Raw genomic sequence first — 22,360 nt, 5'->3', positions numbered from 1 at the left:
AAATGAACAGCGTTAGTGGTGCGAGTGCTTATCTGTTTTTGTGTGTTCATGTGCATGTTTATCGGCACTAGGTGTCACAACAGGTTTCTGCTCGTCTGTGTGCGAAGCGCTAGATTCGTGAGTATGTGTATTCTCGTGGGAATGGCTATGGGCGTGACTATGCGCATGAACTGCAGGTTTGCTGAGCATTAAGCGGCGTAAAAATTTACGTGGACCTAAGCGCAGTAAGCTGGCGGCAAACACCCCTGAGAGGATCAGTAGAGCAATTAAGTTCACGACTTCAGGCAAGGTAAATAAGGAGAACCATAGTGGCAAGCGTAATGCTGCGGCTAAGCTCAGCGCAATAATACTCAGTAATATTGCCCTTTGCGTCCATGTCATTAACTTAAGCTGAGCTATGTTGAGTACAGGTGCTGCAATCAGCGGCATCATAATCGCAATAGGACTCCAGCCACTATAAGCCAGTGCAAGAGCGAGTACGGCGGCGCCTAAGTTGCAGAAACGCATAGGTAAAAATACAAGTAATAGCACAACAACCTGTAGCAATGGATTGCTTAAGGGCATTGAAGGGTGGCCAATTAAATTCACTAATACTAGGCTAAGTAAAATCCAAGGTGCGCTGCGATCGACTAAATGAGCAAAGCCGAAACGCAGTGAATTGCTGGGTAATTTAGTGTGTGGATCGGTAATGGTGACGTTAGCATGGCTTAAATACGCACTCAGAATAAACACTACAAGCAATTGGAATAATGCTAACCAAGGACCAAGAAGTAGAGCTGTGATCACTAAGGCTTCAGGCCCAGCTAAGCGTTGGAACCAGCGACGGGCTAAACTGCTATCCTGCGGCGTCAAACCTAATTTAAAGCGCAGCGCAGCCGCACCATAGCTCAGCAGCAACACGGGTGCGAGCTTTAATAGCCAAGTTATTAATTGCTCTGTGCTGTGATCATGGTGGGCATGTTCGTGGCCGCCTGAATCCATTAATAGCAGCATTACGAGTAAACCGATGCCGAGCAAACTACCTATGCCAGCTTGGTATTCATATTTGCCTTGCGTATCACTTTCATGCTGACCATGGGGTTGATGTAGTACCACATGCAGAATTGTGCCTGTAATAAAGGCTTGTAAGTAGACAGTGTCATCGATATTTAAATAAGGAAGTAGTTGCTCACCGGCGAAATAGCCTATGCCTGTAAATAGCATCTGGGCTGCAAAGATCATAAGTGTCCAACGTGTTCCGAGATGGGGTTTAAGTATCCACCATACTGCAAAACCGACGGGTAATTGGTGGAGTATGACACCAAGAGCTAGCAGAATGGAGTTATCGTCTTGCTGCGCCAAAACCATAGCGGTGCCATCGGTGATGGTATGCAGTAATAAGCCACCAATACCCAAGAAAAGCGTAAAATTATGGGTGACTTCTGAATAACGGTGAAATAGGCGTTCGCTGGCGGTAGGCCCCCAGATGCCGAGGAGTACAAAGACGATCGCAAGCATGCCACCATGCTCGAGTAATTCTGGCAAGATGTGGATCAGCACTAATCCGCCTAATGAGACGAATATAAAACCATCGAGCCCCTTTTGTAAGCCACTACTCGATGAGAAGTAGCGATAAAACAGAGGGCCAATTAAGAGTGCGATACAGCTAGCAAGAAGATAGAGCATGGATTCCACGGAAAATTTGCTGAAAAAACGCCATAGTATACCAGCTGTAAAGCAAAGTGAGCAGTGACTTGCAGGCAATTTACTCAACTGACATTTTATACTGTGTTTTGAAGGGGAGAATTTTATTCACTTTGGCCATTCTGCGGAGAAATTTTCAGATCTAACTCGAGAAAAGGTACTATACCCAAGCTACCTGAAGATATGAGTTTCAGAGCGCCTAGGGTGCTTCAATTCAAGGCGCATCAATGACAGAATGTCGGCCACCTTTTGAATTGTTGCAACACGGAAGTGGAGCTCCCTAGGCGCTCCGTTCCGGCGGGTTGTAACGTACTTTATGCCGTGTTGGTTATTTTTAACTTAGCCCACTAGGTCCGCAAATAACCGCCTTGCCTAAAGTGCGTTACATTCCCGCTGAATCCTGCATCTTCAGATTGTTTGGGTATATAATATCGGCTTATGTTGGCTTGGGTGTTGATACGTTAAATGGATATATTTTCTGCTGCGGTAATGTTGTTTCTGATCATGGACCCTTTGGGGAATTTGCCGATTTTCGCGTCGATTCTACGGCATATCGATCCCAAGAAACGTCGTAAGGTACTGATCCGCGAATTACTTTTCGCCTTAGTGATCATGTTGTCTTTCCTTTATGCGGGTGAAGCCATTTTAAGTTTCTTAAATCTTCGTTCCGAATCTGTGAGTATTGCAGGCGGTATTATTCTGTTTTTGATCGCGATTAAGATGATTTTCCCCCAACCCGGTGGTGTCGTTGGATTAGCCGCGGGAGAAGAGCCTTTTATCGTGCCTATGGCTATTCCCTTGATGGCTGGCCCATCGATTCTTGCAGCCTTGATTTTACTGGCGCATACCGATAGCTCACGTATGGGCGATTGGACCATAGCGTTAGTGTCAGCTTGGGGGGCGAGTGCGGTGATCTTAATGTTTTATAAACTTTTCACCCGTGTGCTGGGGGAAAAGGGGCTCACAGCAGTCGAGCGTTTGATGGGTATGGTGCTGGTCATGATCTCAGTGCAAATGTTCCTCGACGGTATTTCAAACTATCTGAAAACCGCTGGCTAACTTTATCTAGTTTGATCAAAACGAAACCGTATTAACGTTGTTAATGCGGTTTTTTTTATGGCTGAGATTTGGCTTGGAATTGAGTCAGCACAGAGGTTTGCTGAATATTTGCTGACAAAAGTGCAAATCTTACCTGCGAACAGGTGTATCAAGTTGTTACTGAGGTGCAGTGCTGCTAATGTCGAAAACTCTGTCTCTATCACTTGAAGACGGATAAACCCCGAGTAGGTTACTAATTAAAGGCAATTTGTCTTAATACAAAGAGACACTAGTCTCAATAAATAGAATGGCGTAAACGGCGTTAGCTGTTACAGAAGGATGTTAAAAATGCGAAGTACAAAAGGCGTAACAGCGTTTGGACTGATGTTGGCATTGATTAGCGGCGCGAGTATTGCCGCTCCGAATCATACGCCTGCAGATGCGGGTGTGATTAATAAAGATCGAATTTTATATTGGTTGATTAAGCGTGGCGAAGTGGCCGCCGATGCCAGTGATAGCGTAAAGCAGGAGGCGATAGAAGCTTATATTCATCGCGCCACTTTGGCACAACCCAAAGCGCCGCGCATCGAAGTTGAAGCTGAACATGCGCGTCTACAAAGAGCTAAGTCATCGCAAATGATGCGCTCACCTGCACAGCGTTTACAGGCCGATGCGGATGTAAAGAAAACCGTTAAAGTGCTCACAGTATTAGTGGATTTTGCTGATCTAAAACATGATGACAATGGCTTAAAAGCGGGGGATACAGACATGTATTACCCGAGTTATCCTGCGTCCCACTACAAGCAATTACTCTTTTCGCCTACGGGCTTCAAAGGTCCACAGGGGCAGACGTTAGATTCGGGGTATCAATATTATCAAGCGGTTTCTGGGCAGACCTTCTCCTTTACTGGGGATGTGAAGGGCTGGTATACCGCCTCGCAAAATGCTGAATACTATGGTGTTAATGATCCAGATACCCGTAGTGATTCACAGGTCGAACAATTGGTAAAAGAAGCCGTATCTCAAGCTGTTGCAAATATGTCTGCAGCTGAGTTGGCGAGTTATGATGTTGAAGACCAAAATGATTTGAACAATAACGGTAATTACGATGAGCCCGATGGCATTATCGACCATGTGATGATTTTCCACTCTAGCGTAGGCGAAGAGGTCGGCGGCGGAAAACTAGGATCGAGTGCGATATGGTCGCATCGATATTATGTCGACCAAGCAACCAATGGTTATGCGCTTCCTGGTACGAACAAAAAAGTATTCGGTTATACAATCCAGCCTATCGATGCGGCAACGGGCGTGTGTACCCACGAGTTTGGCCATGATCTAGGTCTGCCTGATGAGTACGATACCTCTGAAAATGATAAGAAAGACGGTTCGCCTGTGGGGCTATGGTCTTTAATGTCTGGTGGTAGTTGGGCTGGTGCTATTCCTGGCGCTCAGCCGAGTGGTTTTAGTCCTTATGCTCGATCTTATCTACAGAAAAGATACAAAGGTAAGTGGTTAAATGAACGTGAAATTTCCTTAGATAGCATTCCCAAATCAGGCATGGAAGTGACGTTGAATGAGGCGGTTAATCATCAGGCGGTTAATCAGATCTCTATTCCACTTCCTCCAACGCTAATTCCTTTTAAAACACCTTATCAGGGCAGTTATCAGTACTATTCTGGCCAAGGAAATATGCTGAATAACAGCATGATTTTTAATGTTAAATTACCTGCCGTAACCACAGATAAACTGATTCTGAGTATGAAGGCCAGTTGGAGTATTGAACTTGACTTTGACTACATGCAGGTGAAAGTGGATGGTGCGGCCATTGCGGGTAATTACACTAAGTCGAACAATGGGATAAATAGCGCTCGTCATATCATCACTGGTGAATCGTCTGCGCTTGCTCAGGCGGAAGGTCGTGATGCTTGGGTAACATTAGAATATGATTTATCAGCATATTCTGGAAAATCTGTTGCTGTTGAGTTCAACTATGTCACCGATGATTTAACCTCTAAGTCAGGGATCGCTATTGATAACATCAGCGTTAAACAAAATACCACTGAGTTATATAGTGATAACGCTGAAGTCGCGGATAAAATGACGTTTTACGGCTATAGCCGGATTAAGGATTCTCGTCCGGATCCCAAATCTCAGTCTCGTTATATTATCCAGCTGCGTAGCCATAATGGTGTCGATGCGGGTTTGAAAGCAAAAAGCTTTGATCCCGGAGTTTTACTCTGGTTAGAAAATTTTAGCTACAGTGACAATAACGTTTCAGACCATGCTGGCCATGGCTTGATTGGCGTGATTGATGCTGACCAAAATATGATTGGCACTCGCTCTACCGACGTGCAAATTCGTGATGCGGCCTTTAGTACAGTAAATCAAACCTTCTATTTGGAGGACAATCATCGCGATGCTGTCAGCCTGTTCGATGACAGCTTAGATTACAGCGCGCCACTACAGCCACAGTCAGGTATGGTGTTGCAGCAGCTGGGGTTGACAATGCAGGTACTATCTCAAGCCAGCAATAATGGTACTGCGGTCATTCGTCTTGCGAATGCGAACTCTGATGCTATAGCGCCGTTAACTGTCAGTTTTACTAATACTGTCAACCAATTAGCAGTAAGCTTCACCAGCAACATTGGTGGCGGTATGGGAGTATTAACCTACGCTTGGGATTTTGGTGATGGCACGACAAGCACTGTCACGGCGCCAACCCATACCTATGCGAAGGCGGGCACTTATACTGTGAAGCTTACAGTGACAGATGCGCAAAATACTAAGGCGATTAGCAGTTCGACGGTAACGGTTGTTGCACCTGTTACGCCTCCAGTAACTCCGCCGGCCAGTGAGAGTTCAGGTGGCGGCAGCTTAGGTTGGTTAAGCCTTACCTTCCTTAGCTTATTGACTTGGCGCCGCCAGTTAAATGTGCACTAAGTTGATTGTTTGAAACCCGAACAAAAATGCCTCTGATCTAGAGGCATTTTTTATCTGTCTTGAGGCTAAATTCTGACTAAGCTTTGGGTGAAATCTAAAGTTTACAACTGACGGATAGCTTGCTCGGCCGCTGGCAGAAAGATTTCGCTGACGATCATTTCATGCTCACCGTGATGGAAATAGCGGCGGCGTCCCCAGAGTGCATGTTCGACACTTTGATCTAAACTTTCAGCTAAGTGGCCAAGGCGACTACAGGTTTCGAAACTGGCCACTTCGATTCTACCGGGGATGAAGTTATCTTGGCTAAACAGTAATTCACCTAAGGGGCGAGTACCCAAACTAAGGAAATCCATTTTGCGCTCGGCCATTAATTTTTCAGGGATCAAGGTTCTGGCAAATACCCAAGGTATCGAGTCGAGGCAAAGCAAGACTTCACGGATCCATACAGCACCTTGCTGGGGATATTCGCCCTCTAAGGGAGCATGCAGTCCTTCGCCTAGTATCTTTACTTCAAATTGAGCACAGCAAGTTTTGAGTTTTTGCGTTAGGCTGCCAGTGGCAAGCAACCATTCTTTCAAGGGCGATTTGGGGAGTTTGTCGGCTAGATCGGCTGAAAACCACTGAATAGATTCACCATAGGGAAAGCTTAAGCTAGTCACATTCATTAAATACTCGTTACAATATAAACAAACGTCGGCAGTCTAGCATGTCGCGACGCGAGCATATATACCCAAGCTACTTCCAGATACGGATACTGCATCTTCAGGTTGTTTGGCTATATAGATTGGGAAGTTTCTTCCATTACCATTATTGTTTTAGGGAGCCGTAAGCCGCTATGAAAAAATTACTCTCAGTCTGTCTGATCCTGTTTACCAGTGTTTTCAGTGTTTATGCGGCCGATGAAAAAGAAGCAGCACCTGCTGCAGCAACCCCACCTACGGGTGAGTATGCCTACTATGGTTTCGAACCCGAAATTGTCACTAACTATATTTCTAATCGCAAGAAATTGGGTTTTGTGAAGATTAGCGTTGAGTTAATGGTAAAGAGTCCAGATGATCTAGTGACAATTGAGCTCCATAATCCATTATTGCGAGCCGCAATTGTTGAAGTGTTAGGCAATCAATCGGAAGAGAAGATTAAGTCGCTCACGGGTCGTGAAGAGATTCGTCGTGAGTGCTTTGAAATGGTCAACAACTTGATCACCAAAGAAGCTGGCAAACCCTTGATCGTAAACTTATTGTTTACCTCTTATCTGTACGATTAATTTACTGCCCCATTCCATGGGCTGACTCAGGTCGGCCCATTGCGTTACAAGAGCTATTATGTCAAAACCTGCCGTGAAACCCGTCCAATTAGTGACTGCGAAACGCCTAACGAGTACAGCCAACATTGGTCATGCAAAAACTAAAGCACCAAAGCAGGCTAGAACTGAGGTGAAAGGCAAAGCCAAGTCGGTCAAAAACAGGCCTAGTGCTGAGATTAAAAAAGCTTTACATCCTCGAAATGTACACTTGAACGGCTATGATTTTCCGGCGCTGATGAGTTCATTCCCTAAGCTAAAAGCCTTTGTTCGACCCACGCCTTATGGGGCTTTATCGGTCGATTTTGCCGATCCGTTAGCAGTTAAAATCCTTAATGCGGCGCTACTGAAATATCATTATGGGATTGAGTCTTGGGATATTCCTGATGGAGCGTTATGTCCTCCTATTCCCGGTCGAGTCGATTATTTACATTATTTAGCAGACCTTCTAGCCGAAGGCGATGATGTATTTGCTTTGGATAAAACTAGGGTATTAGATATCGGCACTGGCGCGAACGGTATTTATCCCATATTGGGTTGCCAAGTATACGGTTGGCAATTTGTCGCCTCGGATATTAATGCCGGTTCACTCAGTAATGTGCAGAGTATTATTGAGCAAAACCCATTGCTGCAAGGGCAGATAAGTTTACGATTACAGCCAGATGACAAGGCGGTCTTCAAGGGAATCATTCAAGCCGGAGAACGTTTTGAGTTAACCCTGTGCAATCCGCCATTTCATGCCTCTATGGCTGAGGCGAGCGAAGGTACAAAGCGTAAGGTGAATAATCTGCAGCTCAATCGAGGTGGCTTGGTCAAGTCTTCCCCTAAGCTGAATTTCGGCGGTCAAGCGGCTGAGCTTTGGTGCCAAGGTGGTGAACGACAGTTTCTAGCGACTATGATCCGTGAGAGCCAAATGGTTGCAGATCAATGCTTATGGTTTACCAGTCTAGTGTCGAAGAAGGAAAACCTGAAACCTTGTTATCAAGCCTTAGCGCAGTTGAAAGTCGATACTGTGAAAACGATTGAGATGCAGCAGGGTAATAAAATTACGCGGGTTTTAGCGTGGAGCTTCCAGTCAGCAGCTAAGCGCACAATCTGGCGCGGTGAACACTTAGCCCGTTAAGGCTTTTGGGTATGACCCAATTAAGTACTGTTAACAAAACAGGCGCCAATAGCGCTTGTTTTTATTAAAGGTAAAAATAGCCACTGTTACTGCGGCTTTTCTTCCTTATGCTCGCGACGGAATAACGCCCACTCTTCAATTGCTTCACCGCTGGGTAAGGTGCAGATCCCATGTTCACCTTCGGCGGTTTTCTCAATTGTTAATTTGCCACCAATGGAGACACAATACTCAGAGGCGGGATTGGCTATTTTTGCTTGTTCAGTATCACTGCATCCGACTAATACCACACTCGCCAGAAGTGGAGCAGTAACAAGCAGGAATTTGATTTTCATAGACACTCCTTGGTGAGTTATTTTCGCCCTAAAATCCGCAGGATCCGTAGGAACAAGTTGATGATATCCATATACAAAGCGGCGGCGCTATCGATAGCATTATCTATGGTTTTAGGAATTTGATTCGCTCGTCCCCAGTCATAACCAATATAACCGCAGAAAATCAGCACGACTATCCAATCTAAAATGCCGTGGTGAGTATTAAAGATAAACACTTCAATCAGTTCGACGACGATAACGAGCAATAAAGCAATCGTGAGTGCGCCGGAAATTTTTTGGAAAAAGGCGGGGAAGAGTGTGCCTAAACACATCATGGCTATGGTCACTAGCCCTGTGATACGAATGGCTTCGGTCACCAATTCGGGATCGTATTGACTAACCACCATATTGATAATTAAGCCGAAAGGTACGACTACAAAGTTGTAGCCAATAAAACTGACAACGGGATTAGTCGATTTTTGGAATAGATAAATCCCAAAGAAACAGGAGGCGAAATAGCCGATAAAGAAAATCCAAGGATTAACATTGGCAATCGCCTCTGGGTCGATATTGGTGACCATCCAATAGTTAACGGCAAAACCCCAAATCAGCGTGAGGCCGATAACGAGGTTGTAAATACCTGCGCCAACTATTGGGTCGTCTGTGGTCATGCGGTCAAATACACTGTTTTCCGAATCCATATGTTTTCCTTGTGATTTCCTTATTTTAACGGGCCATTAAGCGTCATCAGTGTTGGGCTATATGACGGCAAATTAAGCGGTGGCAATTAAGCTAGTGTAAATAAAGCCGTTTTTCAAGTGAGAACAACCTAAGCCTCTTCAGTGCCACAAACACTGCAGCGGGCTTGTTTCGGTAACTTCATCTCGCGAAACTCCATCGTCATCGCATCGATCATCAAAATGCGTCCCGCTAAGGTTTTACCCATGCCAGTGATCACTTTGATGGCTTCAACCGCCTGCAAACAACCTATCATGCCGACGACAGGGGCTAGGATACCCGATTCAACGCAGCTCAGTTGTTGCTCGCCAAATAGGGCGCTAAAGCAATGATAACAAGGCGTTTCGCTGTGATAATCGAACACAGTGACCATGCCTTCCATCCGAATTGCCGCGGCAGACACTAAGGGCACTTTATGCTTAAAACAGCTGAGATTAAGTTGCTCGCGCACACTGACATTATCGGTGCAGTCGAGCACTAGATTGTGATCGGCGACAAGGGCGTCAATCTCATAATCATCTAATACGGCATTGATAATATTGATCTTAATAAAGGGATTGAGCTGCATGAGGCTCTGTTTAGCCGATTCGACTTTAGGCTGGCCGACATTAGCATCTTGATGCAGCACTTGGCGCTGCAGGTTGGATAATTCAACTGTATCAAAATCGACCAGTGTCAGTTCACCAATACCCGCAACCGTGAGGTACTGGCTGGCGGCACAGCCCAAACCGCCAGCGCCTATCATCAGCACTTTGGCTTGTTTTAAGCGTTCTTGACCGTCGATATCCATAGCCTTGATGGATATTTGGCGGCTGTATCTTAAGAGTTCGCTGTCGCTGAGAATATCTTTTGGCACATTCATTGGGATTTTCCTAGCAAAGCACGCTGTTAAATGGCTCGACAGTCACTTGGGTGCCAGCGGAAGTATCACCTTGGAATTGCTCCAATAAAACGAAACAGTTTGCTAAGCTCATCGAAGTCAACATGCCAGAACCTTGGCTACCAGTAATGGCAACTTCAAGTTTACCTTGTGCATTACGGCTTAAAATGCCCCGTTGATATTCGACGCGGCCCGGTTGTTTACGCACAGGCGTGGTGAGCGTAGCGTCTAACATCAAAGGTGCAACTGGGGTTAACCCCTGCATCTTGTTCAGTATTGGCCAAACGAGTTTGTAAAACGTCACCATAGAAGACACGGGATTCCCCGGTAAACCACAGAATATCGCTTTGCCGATACGGCCCATGGCAAAGGGCTTGCCTGGTTTGATGGCGAGTTTCCAGAAGGTAATTTTGCCTTCCTCATCAAGAATTTGTTTAGTGAAATCCGCTTCACCGACCGACACGCCACCCGAGGTTAATACCATGTCGGCTTGGCTGGCCGCATGGCGAAATGCCTGACGTATGGCTTCAGGATCATCGGCTATTACGCCTAAATCGAGCCATTCCACGTTAGCGCGGCTGAGTAAGCCTTGGATCGAGTAACGGTTTGAATCGTAAATTTGTCCTAGGGCTAATTCGCTGCCAACGGGACGCAGTTCATCGCCTGTGGAGAAAAAGGCCACTTTAAGCTGACGATAAACTCGCACTTGGCTAACACCAATCGTGGCCAACACCCCGAGTTCGGCGGCACCAATTTGAATGCCAGCACTGAGCACTTTAGTGCCTTGGGTGAGTTCTTCACCGCGGCAACGCACATTGGCGCCTTGCGCCCTAGGGTGGCGGATATGAATAATCTCTCCTTCAACCTCGGCTTCTTCCTGCATTTGCACTGTGTCATAACCTGTAGGCACAGGCGCGCCTGTCATGATCCGCACGCAGGTATTAGGTTTGGCTTCACCTTTAAAACCATGGCCGGCGAAGGAACTGCCGATAAGGCGCAATGCGGTCTGATTGGTTTGCGTATTTAAGTCGACAAAACGGAAGGCGTAGCCGTCCATAGAGGAGTTGTTAAAGGGCGGCAGGTCGATGCAGGAAGCTAAATCTTCTGCTAGGACGCGGCCAAGGGCATGGGGAAGCAATACGACTTCGGTGTCTGACACTGGGCTAACTTGCTCGAGCAAAAGGGGAATAGCTTGATCTGGATGCATTAAGCTAGGTTGCGAACAAGGATCGGCTGTTACGGACATTAGGGTCTGCCTTATATGCAATGGGTCGTAATGACGCTGAATGAATTTCCACCTGATTATGACTGGCTATTATGCCACGCTGATCTGGGATGGCTATGATTTGCATGTGAGTTTCTGTGATAGGCCAGTCAGTTTTTTCTGCCACTTTGGGCGATAACCTCGCTAGAAGTCATACAATTTACTGCGCTAATTCGAGGGTTGAACGCGAGTCGATGAACAAATGAAAATCATTTTTATCAATGAATCATTAACTTAGCAAGAAATCCAAAGGTAAATTTTGTTGCTTTTGTCGACCCCCTTGATGACAATGTCCCCCATGATTCAGTTCGAATGCAAAAGAGGATTTACTATGCTGTCTGCAACTATGATCGAAAAGTTGAATGAACAAATTAATATGGAGTTCTTCTCCTCAAATTTATACCTGCAAATGAGTGCGTGGTGTGAAGATCAGGGATTTGAAGGCGCAGCTAAGTTTATGCGTGAGCACGCGGATGAAGAAATGGGCCATATGCGTCGTCTGTTCACGTATGTGAGTGAAACCGGTGGCTTACCTTTGTTAGGTGCGATTGCGGCGCCACAGTCACAGTTCGATTCTTTACTGACATTGTTTGAATTAACCTATGAGCATGAGCAACTGATTACCCGTCAGATCAATGCCTTGGCCCATGCCGCATTTTCGAATCAAGATTACTCAACCTTTAACTTCTTACAATGGTATGTCGCTGAGCAGCACGAAGAAGAAAAGCTGTTTAAGTCGATTGTCGATAAGATACGTTTAGTGGGCGAAGATGGTAAGGCTCTGTTCTTTATAGATAAAGATTTAGCTAAGCTAGCCTCTAAGGGTGGCGAAAGCATAATGAACGGTCAAGGCCAACCACAGGCTTAAACCCGTTTTATTTGCCACAAAAAAAGCAGCCTAGGCTGCTTTTTTGTTCTTTATCGTTTTATTTTTTATAAGCTTAGATATTCACGCATTTATCTTGATAGCCATCATTCAACAGCGCTGTGTGCTTGATGCGTAGCAAGGGAGTGATCTCGTTAAAGGGGAGCGGTTTGGAGATCAAATACCCTTGAGCGAAGTGACAACCTAAATCTCGTAGGAAGTGCCACTGTGCTTCGGTTTCTATGCCTTCAGCAACTAACTCCATTTCTAGGCTTTGCCCCATCATGACAATCGCTTTGACTAAGTTGGCGTTCGAGTTATTTTCGAGGGCATTTTCCACAAAGCTGCGGTCGATTTTAATCACTGAAATTGGGAATTTTTTCAGATAACTCAGGGAAGAATAACCCGTACCAAAGTCATCGATATAGATTTGCGAGCCTAAATGACGAATAGACTCGAGCGTGCTCAAGCAATGGCTGGCATCGCCCATCAGCATGCTTTCAGTGATCTCAATATGCACATTTCGTGGGTTAACGTGGTGGCGGTTGAAGCACTCTTGCAACACTTGGTCGAACCCCATACCGCGTGTATTGATACATTGGCGGCTGGAAACATTAATCGCGACATTGATATTTAAGCCACTTTTCTGCCATTGCCTCAGGTCATGCATGGCTTGGTTGAGCACCCATTCGCCCATAGGCTCTATCAATCCAGTCTCTTCGGCTAATGGGATAAATTGATCCGGCGGGATCAACCCAAGCTCGGGATCTTGCCAGCGGATAAGGGCTTCGACGCTGCAGACACTTCCGGTTTGCATATCCACGATAGGTTGATAATGCAGGGCAAATTCATTTTGTGCCACGGCACGGCGTAGACGTTGTTCTAACTCCATCCGGGCGAACATGGCTTGATTCATACCCGCGGTGAAGTATTTAAAATTGTTCCGTCCCGCATCTTTGGCTTGATACATGGCGGTTTCGGTATTGCGGGTGAGTGAGCCAGTATCTAACCCATCTTCGGGATAGACGCCAATACCAAAGCTGGCCGAAATCTGGATCTCGCGGTCATTTAAGTTAAATGGCATACCTAAGGTTTCAATGATTCGGGTTGCCATGTGTTCTATGGCGAGTTCGTTAGTCAGCCGTGGCAAGATAAGCACAAACTCGTCGCCACCGATACGTGCGATAAAATCGGTTTTCCCCGCAATGCCTTCTAAGCGCTTTGCGACATCTTTAAGTAATAAGTCTCCAGTGGCATGGCCTTGTACATCATTGATATATTTGAATTGATCCAAATCAATCAGCAAGATAGCCAGCTTGCGAGAGTCATGCTGCGCCACATGGATTTCGTGCTGTAGTCGTTCATTGAACAGCTTACGATTAGGCAGCCCAGTTAACCCATCGAAGTTGGCCTGATACCAAAGATCCTGCTCATATTGCTTACGCTTACTGATATCCATAAATAAACCAATATGTTGGATTATTTTACCTTGCTCATTTCGCACCACAGTGATCGCTAGATACTCGGGATATACTTGGCCATCTTTGCGTTTATTCCAAACTTCACCCTCCCATTTGCCTTCTTTTTGTAGTGACTCCCACATGGCGGTATAAAAGTGTTTAGGATGACGGCTAGAGCTGAGTAGGGAGGGACTGCGGCCTTTTACTTCTTCCAATGAATAGCCCGTAATGTGGCAAAACGCGGGGTTGACCAGTTCAATATGGTTGTCGGCATCTGTCACCACTATGCCTTCGGCAGAATAGTCAAACACAGCTGCGGCACGGCTTAGGGCATGGTTCGCTTTTTGCCGTTCGCTAATCATACGGTTCATGGCACGGGCCATGCGGGCGAGTTCATCTGTGCCTGAGACTTGGATATTAATATTGAGCTGTGGATCTGCTGCCATTTGCTGCATGTCATTGGCAATCTTAGTGATCTTATCCATAAAATTGCGGATGATCTTTTGTCCAAGCCAAAGTGTGATGGTCGCGGTGAACAAAGCCGAGAACAAGTATAAGCCGAGTAAGATTAAGGTGTGGTTTTGTTGATATTCGCTCTGCTGCGCCATGTTCTTGGTGATATTTTGCGCCAGCAAATGTAGTTGATTGATACGCTGAGTGGTGAGATCCCACCACTCCTGGCTATCAATTGGATGTGGCGGCATTAATAGTTGGCTCATCGCTTGGCTTAATTTGTCCTCACTGGCAGGGACTTGCGCGATGGCTTTGATCTCCGTCATCGGCAAACCTTGCTGCTTCAGTTGCTGCAACTTGACCATGCTGAACTGGTATTGATTTATGCTGTCCTCAATGGTTTTGAGCGCCACCTTAAATTCGGGTAGAGAACGAGTCTCGTGACTGAGTTCATCCAAATTAAGCTGAATCGTCGCAAGTGCTGCATTAAATTTTTGCAGTGAAATCTCATCGCCCTTAAGCAAATAGTCCTGAAAACTGCCCATTAAGCCACCGTAACCTAAGTAGGCATTAATATTTTGTGCCAGAGCGCTAATGCGAGTTTGTTGTTCAATTTGCTTGCTGATTTGCAGAATGCGTTGATTTTCTGGCGAATCTTGTAGGTTTTGCAGTAAGGACCTTCTATCGGAAATTGATGCATTACTCGCGTGCATCACGGCTCGCTCATATTCATACATAAAGGAGATTATGGTGCGGTAATCATTAATATTGAGTGACTTGCTGAGCAGTAATTGATTGATGGCACTTCGTTCTTTTACGGCCAACTCCTGCACCATAAGCAGGTTCAATAGATCGGTATAGGCACGGGACTGACTGATTTCATTGGTTTGTAACTGTAATAACTGGATGAGCTGTAAAAGCTGAGTGTGGAATTGATTATAGAGTTCCGTAAACTGACTCAGTGTTTCGTCTGTGTGGTTTTGGTGAACGTTAGCGAGTTTGTTGCCTGTGAGTTTGAGCGCATCCAACAATGCATTCATTTTGTTTGCTTCAATACTTTTAGGGTCGAGCGCCTCCAGAAGATGCTCTAAAGGCTCACTGTTCAGTAATGCATCGAGTGCTTTTGACCTAGTCGCTTGTTGCTGTAATAGCACTTCATCGGTTGGTCGCTGATTTGTACTTAGACCATATTCGTTTTGCAACTGATAGAGTAGCTCAGTGATTTGTACCGTCGTTTGTACCGCAAGATGATTGTGCTTGGCTGAGTGTGATTCCTTTATCAAGTCATGCATGCGCGTCAGAATGAAAAAGCTCATCATTAATAATGGGACTAACGAAAACAGAATGAGCTTTTGCTTCAAACTGAGATGGTGTAGCGCTGACGGCATTAAAGATCACTCCACTCGTTCACCTAGGCAGAAAAAGAAAATTCAACGTAATAACGTTGAATCCGAGTTACAAATAGGACTAGGCACAGGGTGAGGATATTTAACATAGGCGGCCAGCCACCGCGACCTTTAGTTTATGGATATCTAATCTAGGTCACGAAATTAAGCAAATTGTTATATATCATGCTAAGAGACTATTTTTATTAACCTATTTTGCACCTATCAAACAAGCATTTGCTTTGTCTGTGATGTGAAGCAGTATTTCATCATTCGAAAGAATGACTTGTTTAACTTTACCTTTCATCGGTTTTTTAGTGCATTAGGTGGAACGCGATTGTTAACGGTAAATCTACTTAAATAAAAAGGACGTTTGCCGCAGCTAAACGTCCTTCTATTTAAATCAATGCCCTAGATTCAGGCGATTGGCATGTTATCTAGCCGACATTGGCCAGCAATGATTTGCGATAAACGACAATATCTTCAATCGTTAATACGGGTATATTGTGCTGCGCACCGAAGGCAATAATTTCGGGTAAACGCGCCATAGTGCCATCGGTGTTAGTGACTTCACACAATACGCCAGCGGCTTTTAAACCCGCGAGTTGCATTAAATCAATAGTGCCTTCAGTGTGACCACGGCGGGTCAATACCCCACCCGGTTGGGCGCGAAGTGGATACACATGGCCAGGACGAGCGAGATCACTTGGCTTAGCGCCATCGGCAATCGCCGCTTTAATGGTGGTCACGCGATCGGCGGCAGAAACCCCTGTAGTCACACCAACTTTAGCTTCAATACTCACAGTAAACGCCGTGCCGTATTGGCTCGAGTTGTTTTCCACCATAGGGGGCAACTCGAGGGCTTTGACTTTTGCATCGGGTAAACACAGGCAAACAATACCGCTACATTCACGGATGAGCATGGCCATTTGAGCGTTAGTCAGCGTCTCGGCAGCGAAAATTAAATCGCCTTCGTTTTCTCTATCTTCGTCATCGACAACTAACACACCTTGGCCTTGACGCAGGGCATTAAGACCCGCTTCAACGCGTTCGATAGCAGTACCAAAAGGAGCAAGTAAAGACTGATTCATGGTTAATATCCTTAAATAAACGACATTGGAATATCCAGAATCAGGGCGTGCAGAAATACAACGTAATCAAACCCAATGGCTCGATTTTGCTGTAGCAATATCACTTCACTTGGGGTGAAGTTATTGCAAAACATGAGGCTAACACTGAGATACATCAGCGCGTTGCACTGAGATACCACAATGTTGTCTTACATTCTCTTCCATCCGGACTCAGCACTGTCGCCATTAAAGCAAACAGTCCATTACCGTCGGCTCTGGAATAGTCAGTTTTGCACTAGGCAAAATCTAAGGCACCAGATCTGCTGACCCCGAAAGTGATTTCGGGCGCTCGCGGGCTTTGGGTGTCGCTCAGCAAAATAATCACTTAGTCGTTACCCATTTACCGCCGGTGGGGAGTTTCACCCCGCCCTGAGAATTTGCTTTTGAGCCATTTGCGCTCAAAAACGCGGTTATGTTGCTCTTATTTACCGCGAATGGCAACTTCTCGCGTTCAATGTTTGCGCTAGTGCACACCTGACCACTATCATACTGAACACATAAGCTAATTGACTTGCCGTCGCATTCTTCGACGGTCGTTATGGACGTCACAAGGACGTATAAATGCGCTCTCTGCTACTCACTTTAGGTATTGCTATGCTGTTATCCGCTTGTTCGACCTCCAAAGGGCAAGTACCCGCTCCGGTTGCTGAAAAAATTCCCCATGTGATGACTTTACATGGCGTAACACGTACCGATGATTACTATTGGCTGCGTGATGATGAGCGCAAGGATCCTAAAGTGTTGGCCTATCTCAACGCTGAGAATCGCTATACCGCGGCTTATTTCAAACCATTAAAGCCGTTGCAAGATGGTCTTTATAAAGAGTTAACAGAGCGTTTAGTCGCCGATGAGTCGAGCGTGCCGTACCAATGGCATCAGAACAGCTACTATCACAGATACCAAGAGGGCAGCGAATATCCGCTGATCAGCCGTAAGGGCGCCGATGGTGTTGAGCAAGTGATGCTCAATGTTAACGAGCGAGCTAAGGGCCATGAGTTTTATGGTTTAGGCGGCGCCAGTGTCAGCCCAGATGAAACCATGTTGGCCTTTGGCGAAGACGTCCTCAGCCGCCGTGTATATCACATCTATTTTAAAGACTTGGCTTCAGGCGACATGATCACCGACGTGCTTGAAAATACCGAAGGTCGCGTAGTGTGGGCGAACGACAACAAGCATGTGTTCTATATCGCCAAAGATCTAAAAACCTTGCTGGGCTATCAAGTGTATCGCCACGAGCTGGGCACTAAGCAATCGAGCGATGTCTTAGTGTATGAAGAACAAGACGATTCATTTTATATTTCACTTGGTAAAACCTTAGATGAGTCGCAAATTGTGTTGTTCCAAGAAAGCACCACGACGAGTGAAGTGTCTATTCTCGATGCCAGCGAGCCTTTAGGTTTATTCAAGCCAGTGTTAGCGCGGGAAGAAGGTCACGAATACAGTGTGTCTAAACTGGGTGATACTTATTACATTCTCACCAACTGGCAGGCGACTAACTTCCGTTTGATGAAAGTTGCCATCAAAGATGCGGCGGACAAATCTAAGTGGCAAGAAGTGGTTGCGCATAATCCCAATGCCCGTATCGAAGACGAGTTAGTGCTCAAGGATTATCTGATTATTCAGACCCGTGAAAACGGCCTGACGCGGATTAAAGTGATGCCGCTCAATGGTCAAAAGCCCTTCGAGTTGAGCTTTGATGAACCTGCCTATGTGATGGGTTTAGAGATTAATTCCCAGCAAGACAGCAATAAGTTACGCATTTTCTACTCCAGCCTAACGACGCCAGAAGCCGTATACGAATATTCGCTGGTGAATCCCGATAGACGTGATTTATTGAAACAAGATCAAGTCTTAGGCGGCTTCGATGCCAGCCAATATCGTGCCGAACGGATATTTGTGACGGCCCGCGATGGTGCAAAAGTGCCCGTTTCCTTGGTGTATCGTAAAGATAAATTCAAGAAAGATGGCACTAACCCTCTGTATCAATACGGTTATGGATCTTACGGTTACACAGTAGAACCCGATTTTTCTTCATCCGTTATCAGTTTGCTCGACCGCGGTTTTGTGTATGCCATCGCCCATGTGCGCGGCTCAGAAATGCTAGGTCGCCCTTGGTATGACAATGGTAAGCTGTTGAATAAGCAGAATACCTTCAATGATTTTATTGACGTAACAACGGCATTAACGGCGCAAGGTTATGGCGACAAAAACAAGGTAGTTGCCTCTGGCGGCAGCGCGGGTGGTTTGCTAATGGGCGCGATTGCTAACCAAGCGCCGGATAAGTATTTCGCCCTTGCAGCCCATGTACCCTTTGTTGATGTGGTGACGACTATGCTGGACGAGTCGATTCCGTTGACGACCAATGAGTACGACGAGTGGGGCAATCCGAACGAGAAAACTTACTTTGATTACATGTTGAGTTACTCGCCCTACGACAATGTCACCGAGCAAGAATACCCACACATGTTAGTGACGACTGGTTTGCATGATTCCCAAGTGCAGTATTTTGAACCCGCCAAGTGGGTCGCTAAACTGCGCGATGTACAGAATAAGTGGTACAAGATGGATGATAAGGTGTTGTTATTCAATGTGGATATGGAAGCTGGCCACGGCGGTAAGAGTGGTCGTTATCGCCAGTACCAAGACACTGCCCAAGAATATGCCTTCTTCTTGAGTCTATTAGGTATGGCGAAGTAGGTCATTCGCAAGTGACTGGATCAGCCGTCAACCTAGGTAATACTGACAGAGGCGCTTTACAGCAACATGAGTCACTGGTGGCAGATACACTTGCCCCAGTGGCTAGCGCTGTCGCTACGACAGAAGATGCGCTGAATCCCGTACCATTAAATCCTGTACCTCTGAAGCCTACACCCATAAAATCAGCATCCCTCTGGTACTTGTATCTAGTCCGCTGCGCCAACGGGCATTTATACACAGGTGTCACCACCAACGTAGCGCGACGTTTTAGCGAGCATCAGTCGGGTGGCATTAAATCCGCTAAGTATCTGCGCGGTAAAGGTCCATTAACGCTGATGTATCAAGAGCAGGTTGGCAGTCACGGCGATGCACTACGCCGTGAAATTGCAGTTAAAAAGTTAAGCCGTGCTCAAAAGCTGGCGTTGATTGAGTCAGGGCGTGGATTACTAGAGCGTTAACACTGCATCATACTTGTTCTGTGACGAGGAATGATTAAGCACTGTGTCATTCCAGTGACTCGCCGTAAATATGTCCCTATAGGCTCGACGACGGCATCCATGCCGTCAACGGTCACTTCCATGTCAGTGCTTAATCTGGCTAACTGCATAGTATCCTGTTACCTAGAGCATTCTCTTAAGCCTAATGTCAGACAGAACTATCTATCTTAGTTGGCATGATCCTATTGCAATATATGATAGGTTTGTAACTCGCACATGGGATATTCTGTCTGATAGATTGTTGTGTAAGGAAAGTGATAGAAATCTGATTAATTTATTTTGATACAAATAGTTAACGATGCACGCTTTCTCTGCTCTAATGAGGTAAGCGAGCATGCACACTATTCAAAGGTTATCTTAATGGAGGTCTTTTTTATATGCATGGCGTTTGCAAATTATGTAATCAAGAAGCGAAGCTTGAGTTGAGTCATTTTATTCCAAAATTTATAGGAAAGTGGCTTAAGAAGACTTCAATTACGGGTTATTTAAGAGATGGAAATCAAGTAAGTAAACGACAGCAAGATATAGCCAAAGAATATTGGTTATGTGGAGCTTGCGAAGATTTATTTTCAACATGGGAAAGAACTTTTTCGGTTAAAATATTCCACCCTTATATGAAAAACTCGAGTTTAGTAGCAGTGTATGGAAATTGGTTGTCAAAATTTGCAGCCTCTTTGTCTTGGCGAACACTTACTTATGTTCGCAGCAAAAATAGCCATGAAACTAAACCGCAAGAATACCTAGAAATGTTGGCAAAAGCTGAAGAGGGGTTAGCCAACTTCTTACTTGGTAAATCTTCAAACTTATACGAATTTGAGCAACACATATTTCCTCTTGATGTTATTGAGTCAACAAATTTCGATAGTCTTCCAACAAACATCAATCGGTATTTCCTTCGTGCTATTGCCATGGATATTGTGGGTAACTCACAAGGCACGTACATTTATACGAAGTTACCTTCGTTTATTGTTATAGGTGTAATTAAGTCAAAGCAATCGAAACAAATGCGATCTAGCCGTGTGGCTATTAGCGGCGGAACAATATCCCCAAGACAGTATGTCTTTCCTGACGGTTTTGATGGTTATATCAGGGATGCTGCAAATAAAATATCTGAACTATACGAGCAAATCCCAGAAGAACAGCTTGCAAAGATTGAAAATTATGTGATTGATAATGTGGATAAAGTGGTAGGTTCAAAACTGTTTGAAGCTATTGTCCATGATTATGAGAGGTTTGGTCGAAAGTCATTAAGATAATAAAGCATTTAAGAGTGATTCCTAAAGCTTGGTATTTTTAGTTCAAGGTTGGGGGCTAGTGGCAATGTTGCTCATACTTGAATGCAACATTATATGTGAAGTTTATTAAGGCATTCATTGTTCAATTTGGCCACAGGTATACTCAAAGGTTAATGAGATTAAGCACTGTCATGGAAGTAACCGTTGGCGGCATGGCCGCTCTTTCACATCCATGTGATCGCGGTATTTGCACTTCTGTATGCAGCAGATGCCGCCGTCGAGCCTATAGGTGCACTTCTTGTTAAACGACAGGGCGGCGAGTCACTGGAATGGCAGTGCTTAATAGCTTAACGATTAACTTTCATAATAAATCAAATGGTTAAGCTTTAGTCGTCACCAAAGACTGGTCTGCATTGGGGTTAGAGAAGTAGAAATTGAGAGTTAAAAAAATGCCACTGGCCGGTTTATTGCCGGATTTATTATTGGGGTGAGTCGATTTTTTCTTCTGCTGAGCGATAAGTTTGTCTGCTATTGGTATTCTGAACTCCATTCAACAGCTTAAGAATGCCACTTACACAGATCTTTTCGCGCTCTCGAACTACATGTCCGGCCTTTTTCTATGCTTAATTTACAATCCCTGGTAGGGCTTCTCTTAAAAGTTCCAACTCCTTTTTGTTTGCTTTAATCCAAAGTTTTTTCAAGTTTGGTATCGAAGCCAAGATTTCTACAGTCTCTTTAGTTTTAATTACATTTGTTTCAACAAGATACAACGCAAAAATATTTTTATTTCCACGCAACTCGTCAATACTGGACAACTGTGGGTTTCCACTGAGGTCTAAAATTTTTACGCTGTCCAGCGTTGAAATGATAGAACCAAAATCTAACTTTTGACATTTATTTAAAGATAAGTAGCTTAAATTCTGGGTGTTTCCGGTAATTTCAGAGAGTTTGCTTGCATGGGACACACTTAATGATTCAACTGAGTCTGAGCATAAATTAATTGACTCTAATGAACGAACAATGGAGCAGTTTAATGAAATTGCGACATCAACTTTTAGATTAATAACTTTGGAGTTGAATATATTTACATGCTTAATCCCGTCAACCAATTCAGATGATTCATTTTGCTCAACATAACCTTTCCGAATGAATGCCATTATGGCTTTCCAATCATCTCGCTGCCACTCAGTGTTATATACATAATCCAATATTGGTAATATAGAATCGAAGGTAGGTAATGAATTTTCCCATCTCTGCCATTCTGAAACATTTTCTGGTGCTAACTTTATATATTTCTTAAAAGATGAAATGTCCATATTATCACTTAATTAAAATTGGGTTGTCGAATTCAGAACGTTGAT

Annotated in this window: 18 protein-coding genes and 1 riboswitch; of the genes, 8 read left to right on the top strand and 10 right to left on the bottom strand. The window is 45.0% G+C overall.

Annotation, left to right across the window (positions count from 1 at the left end):
- Window positions 1–12: 12 nt before the first annotated feature.
- Window positions 13–1,665: a metal transporter gene (locus L5L91_RS15975; RefSeq protein ID WP_173497909.1), complete on the bottom strand. Its 1,653-nt coding sequence runs from the start codon at window positions 1,663–1,665 to the stop codon at window positions 13–15.
- A gap of 483 nt (window positions 1,666–2,148) precedes the next feature.
- On the opposite strand from L5L91_RS15975, the gene L5L91_RS15970 reads away from it, so the two are divergent.
- Window positions 2,149–2,742 carry a YhgN family NAAT transporter gene (locus tag L5L91_RS15970; protein WP_011848195.1) on the top strand — a complete coding sequence of 198 codons (594 nt, stop codon included), beginning with the start codon at window positions 2,149–2,151 and terminating at the stop codon, window positions 2,740–2,742.
- 327 nt (window positions 2,743–3,069) lie between these two features.
- Window positions 3,070–5,661, top strand: coding sequence for an immune inhibitor A domain-containing protein (locus tag L5L91_RS15965; protein WP_263237103.1), 2,592 nt, complete (start codon window positions 3,070–3,072; stop codon window positions 5,659–5,661).
- Window positions 5,662–5,762: 101 nt separating this feature from the next.
- Here the strand turns inward: L5L91_RS15965 and L5L91_RS15960 are convergent, their stop codons facing one another.
- Window positions 5,763–6,326, bottom strand: a complete 564-nt coding sequence (locus tag L5L91_RS15960) for a chorismate--pyruvate lyase family protein (protein WP_219251719.1) — start codon at window positions 6,324–6,326, stop codon at window positions 5,763–5,765.
- A 170-nt stretch (window positions 6,327–6,496) separates the two neighbouring features.
- Here L5L91_RS15960 and L5L91_RS15955 point away from each other — a divergent pair, with 170 nt between their 5' ends.
- Together L5L91_RS15955 and rlmF are read left to right on the top strand one after the other, a co-directional pair.
- Complete coding sequence (locus tag L5L91_RS15955) at window positions 6,497–6,925, top strand: flagellar basal body-associated protein FliL (protein WP_105250969.1); 429 nt, start codon at window positions 6,497–6,499, stop codon at window positions 6,923–6,925.
- A 58-nt stretch (window positions 6,926–6,983) separates the two neighbouring features.
- A complete protein-coding gene (gene rlmF / locus L5L91_RS15950) occupies window positions 6,984–8,084 on the top strand; it encodes a 23S rRNA (adenine(1618)-N(6))-methyltransferase RlmF (protein ID WP_219251720.1) in 1,101 nt (366 codons plus the stop codon).
- An 86-nt stretch (window positions 8,085–8,170) separates the two neighbouring features.
- Here the strand turns inward: rlmF and L5L91_RS15945 are convergent, their stop codons facing one another.
- From L5L91_RS15945 to glp, 4 genes are all read right to left on the bottom strand, one after another.
- Window positions 8,171–8,416 (bottom strand): DUF333 domain-containing protein, encoded by a 246-nt coding sequence (locus L5L91_RS15945; RefSeq protein ID WP_263183217.1) that lies wholly within the window; start codon window positions 8,414–8,416, stop codon window positions 8,171–8,173.
- 17 nt (window positions 8,417–8,433) lie between these two features.
- Window positions 8,434–9,096 carry a Bax inhibitor-1 family protein gene (locus L5L91_RS15940; protein ID WP_113941267.1) on the bottom strand — a complete coding sequence of 221 codons (663 nt, stop codon included), beginning with the start codon at window positions 9,094–9,096 and terminating at the stop codon, window positions 8,434–8,436.
- A gap of 128 nt (window positions 9,097–9,224) precedes the next feature.
- Window positions 9,225–9,995 (bottom strand): molybdopterin-synthase adenylyltransferase MoeB, encoded by a 771-nt coding sequence (gene moeB / locus L5L91_RS15935; protein ID WP_263237102.1) that lies wholly within the window; start codon window positions 9,993–9,995, stop codon window positions 9,225–9,227.
- Window positions 9,996–10,005: 10 nt separating this feature from the next.
- Complete coding sequence (glp, locus tag L5L91_RS15930) at window positions 10,006–11,259, bottom strand: gephyrin-like molybdotransferase Glp (protein WP_263183214.1); 1,254 nt, start codon at window positions 11,257–11,259, stop codon at window positions 10,006–10,008.
- 349 nt (window positions 11,260–11,608) lie between these two features.
- Between glp and ftnA the strand changes: the two genes are divergently transcribed.
- Window positions 11,609–12,145, top strand: a complete 537-nt coding sequence (gene ftnA / locus L5L91_RS15925; RefSeq protein ID WP_113941270.1) for a non-heme ferritin — start codon at window positions 11,609–11,611, stop codon at window positions 12,143–12,145.
- A 73-nt stretch (window positions 12,146–12,218) separates the two neighbouring features.
- Here the strand turns inward: ftnA and L5L91_RS15920 are convergent, their stop codons facing one another.
- The gene (locus tag L5L91_RS15920) at window positions 12,219–15,443 is read right to left on the bottom strand and encodes an EAL domain-containing protein (protein ID WP_263183211.1); all 3,225 of its coding nucleotides are present in this window, start codon (window positions 15,441–15,443) and stop codon (window positions 12,219–12,221) included.
- Between the two features lie 434 nt (window positions 15,444–15,877).
- On the bottom strand, window positions 15,878–16,531 hold the full coding sequence (gene ribB, locus L5L91_RS15915; protein WP_105250977.1) for a 3,4-dihydroxy-2-butanone-4-phosphate synthase: 654 nt from the start codon (window positions 16,529–16,531) through the stop codon (window positions 15,878–15,880).
- 188 nt (window positions 16,532–16,719) lie between these two features.
- Window positions 16,720–16,951, bottom strand: a riboswitch (FMN riboswitch).
- 180 nt (window positions 16,952–17,131) lie between these two features.
- On the opposite strand from ribB, the gene L5L91_RS15910 reads away from it, so the two are divergent.
- The gene (locus L5L91_RS15910) at window positions 17,132–19,267 is read left to right on the top strand and encodes a S9 family peptidase (RefSeq protein WP_263237101.1); all 2,136 of its coding nucleotides are present in this window, start codon (window positions 17,132–17,134) and stop codon (window positions 19,265–19,267) included.
- Window positions 19,268–19,278: 11 nt separating this feature from the next.
- A complete protein-coding gene (locus tag L5L91_RS15905) occupies window positions 19,279–19,725 on the top strand; it encodes a GIY-YIG nuclease family protein (protein WP_263183207.1) in 447 nt (148 codons plus the stop codon).
- Here the strand turns inward: L5L91_RS15905 and L5L91_RS15900 are convergent.
- Window positions 19,722–19,874 carry a hypothetical protein gene (locus tag L5L91_RS15900; protein ID WP_263183206.1) on the bottom strand — a complete coding sequence of 51 codons (153 nt, stop codon included), beginning with the start codon at window positions 19,872–19,874 and terminating at the stop codon, window positions 19,722–19,724. The genes L5L91_RS15905 and L5L91_RS15900 overlap by 4 nt on opposite strands.
- A 267-nt stretch (window positions 19,875–20,141) precedes the next feature.
- Between L5L91_RS15900 and L5L91_RS15895 the strand changes: the two genes are divergently transcribed.
- Window positions 20,142–21,020 (top strand): hypothetical protein, encoded by an 879-nt coding sequence (locus L5L91_RS15895; RefSeq protein WP_263183204.1) that lies wholly within the window; start codon window positions 20,142–20,144, stop codon window positions 21,018–21,020.
- A 602-nt stretch (window positions 21,021–21,622) separates the two neighbouring features.
- On the opposite strand, the gene L5L91_RS15890 is transcribed toward L5L91_RS15895, so the two are convergent.
- On the bottom strand, window positions 21,623–22,315 hold the full coding sequence (locus L5L91_RS15890) for a hypothetical protein (protein ID WP_263183203.1): 693 nt from the start codon (window positions 22,313–22,315) through the stop codon (window positions 21,623–21,625).
- Window positions 22,316–22,360: the final 45 nt, after the last annotated feature.

The organism is Shewanella sp. SM55 (genome assembly GCF_025654025.1).
Lineage (GTDB): Bacteria > Pseudomonadota > Gammaproteobacteria > Enterobacterales > Shewanellaceae > Shewanella > Shewanella oncorhynchi.
Note: the sequence above shows the minus strand (reverse complement) of the source record. Positions and strands in the feature narration are given on the sequence as shown.

Bases quoted from the DNA above. Each gene is read 5' to 3' on its own strand.
- L5L91_RS15895 (WP_263183204.1), top strand. From the start codon at position 20,142: ATGCATGGCGTTTGCAAATTATGTAATCAAGAAGCGAAGCTTGAGTTG.
- L5L91_RS15970 (WP_011848195.1), top strand. From the start codon at position 2,149: ATGGATATATTTTCTGCTGCGGTAATGTTGTTTCTGATCATGGACCCT.
- L5L91_RS15960 (WP_219251719.1), bottom strand. From the start codon at position 6,326: ATGAATGTGACTAGCTTAAGCTTTCCCTATGGTGAATCTATTCAGTGG.
- L5L91_RS15955 (WP_105250969.1), top strand. From the start codon at position 6,497: ATGAAAAAATTACTCTCAGTCTGTCTGATCCTGTTTACCAGTGTTTTC.
- L5L91_RS15940 (WP_113941267.1), bottom strand. From the start codon at position 9,096: ATGGATTCGGAAAACAGTGTATTTGACCGCATGACCACAGACGACCCA.
- L5L91_RS15965 (WP_263237103.1), top strand. From the start codon at position 3,070: ATGCGAAGTACAAAAGGCGTAACAGCGTTTGGACTGATGTTGGCATTG.
- L5L91_RS15920 (WP_263183211.1), bottom strand. From the start codon at position 15,443: ATGCCGTCAGCGCTACACCATCTCAGTTTGAAGCAAAAGCTCATTCTG.
- moeB (WP_263237102.1), bottom strand. From the start codon at position 9,995: ATGAATGTGCCAAAAGATATTCTCAGCGACAGCGAACTCTTAAGATAC.
- L5L91_RS15945 (WP_263183217.1), bottom strand. From the start codon at position 8,416: ATGAAAATCAAATTCCTGCTTGTTACTGCTCCACTTCTGGCGAGTGTG.
- L5L91_RS15910 (WP_263237101.1), top strand. From the start codon at position 17,132: ATGCGCTCTCTGCTACTCACTTTAGGTATTGCTATGCTGTTATCCGCT.
- glp (WP_263183214.1), bottom strand. From the start codon at position 11,259: ATGTCCGTAACAGCCGATCCTTGTTCGCAACCTAGCTTAATGCATCCA.
- ribB (WP_105250977.1), bottom strand. From the start codon at position 16,531: ATGAATCAGTCTTTACTTGCTCCTTTTGGTACTGCTATCGAACGCGTT.
- L5L91_RS15890 (WP_263183203.1), bottom strand. From the start codon at position 22,315: ATGGACATTTCATCTTTTAAGAAATATATAAAGTTAGCACCAGAAAAT.
- L5L91_RS15900 (WP_263183206.1), bottom strand. From the start codon at position 19,874: ATGCAGTTAGCCAGATTAAGCACTGACATGGAAGTGACCGTTGACGGC.
- L5L91_RS15975 (WP_173497909.1), bottom strand. From the start codon at position 1,665: ATGCTCTATCTTCTTGCTAGCTGTATCGCACTCTTAATTGGCCCTCTG.
- rlmF (WP_219251720.1), top strand. From the start codon at position 6,984: ATGTCAAAACCTGCCGTGAAACCCGTCCAATTAGTGACTGCGAAACGC.
- ftnA (WP_113941270.1), top strand. From the start codon at position 11,609: ATGCTGTCTGCAACTATGATCGAAAAGTTGAATGAACAAATTAATATG.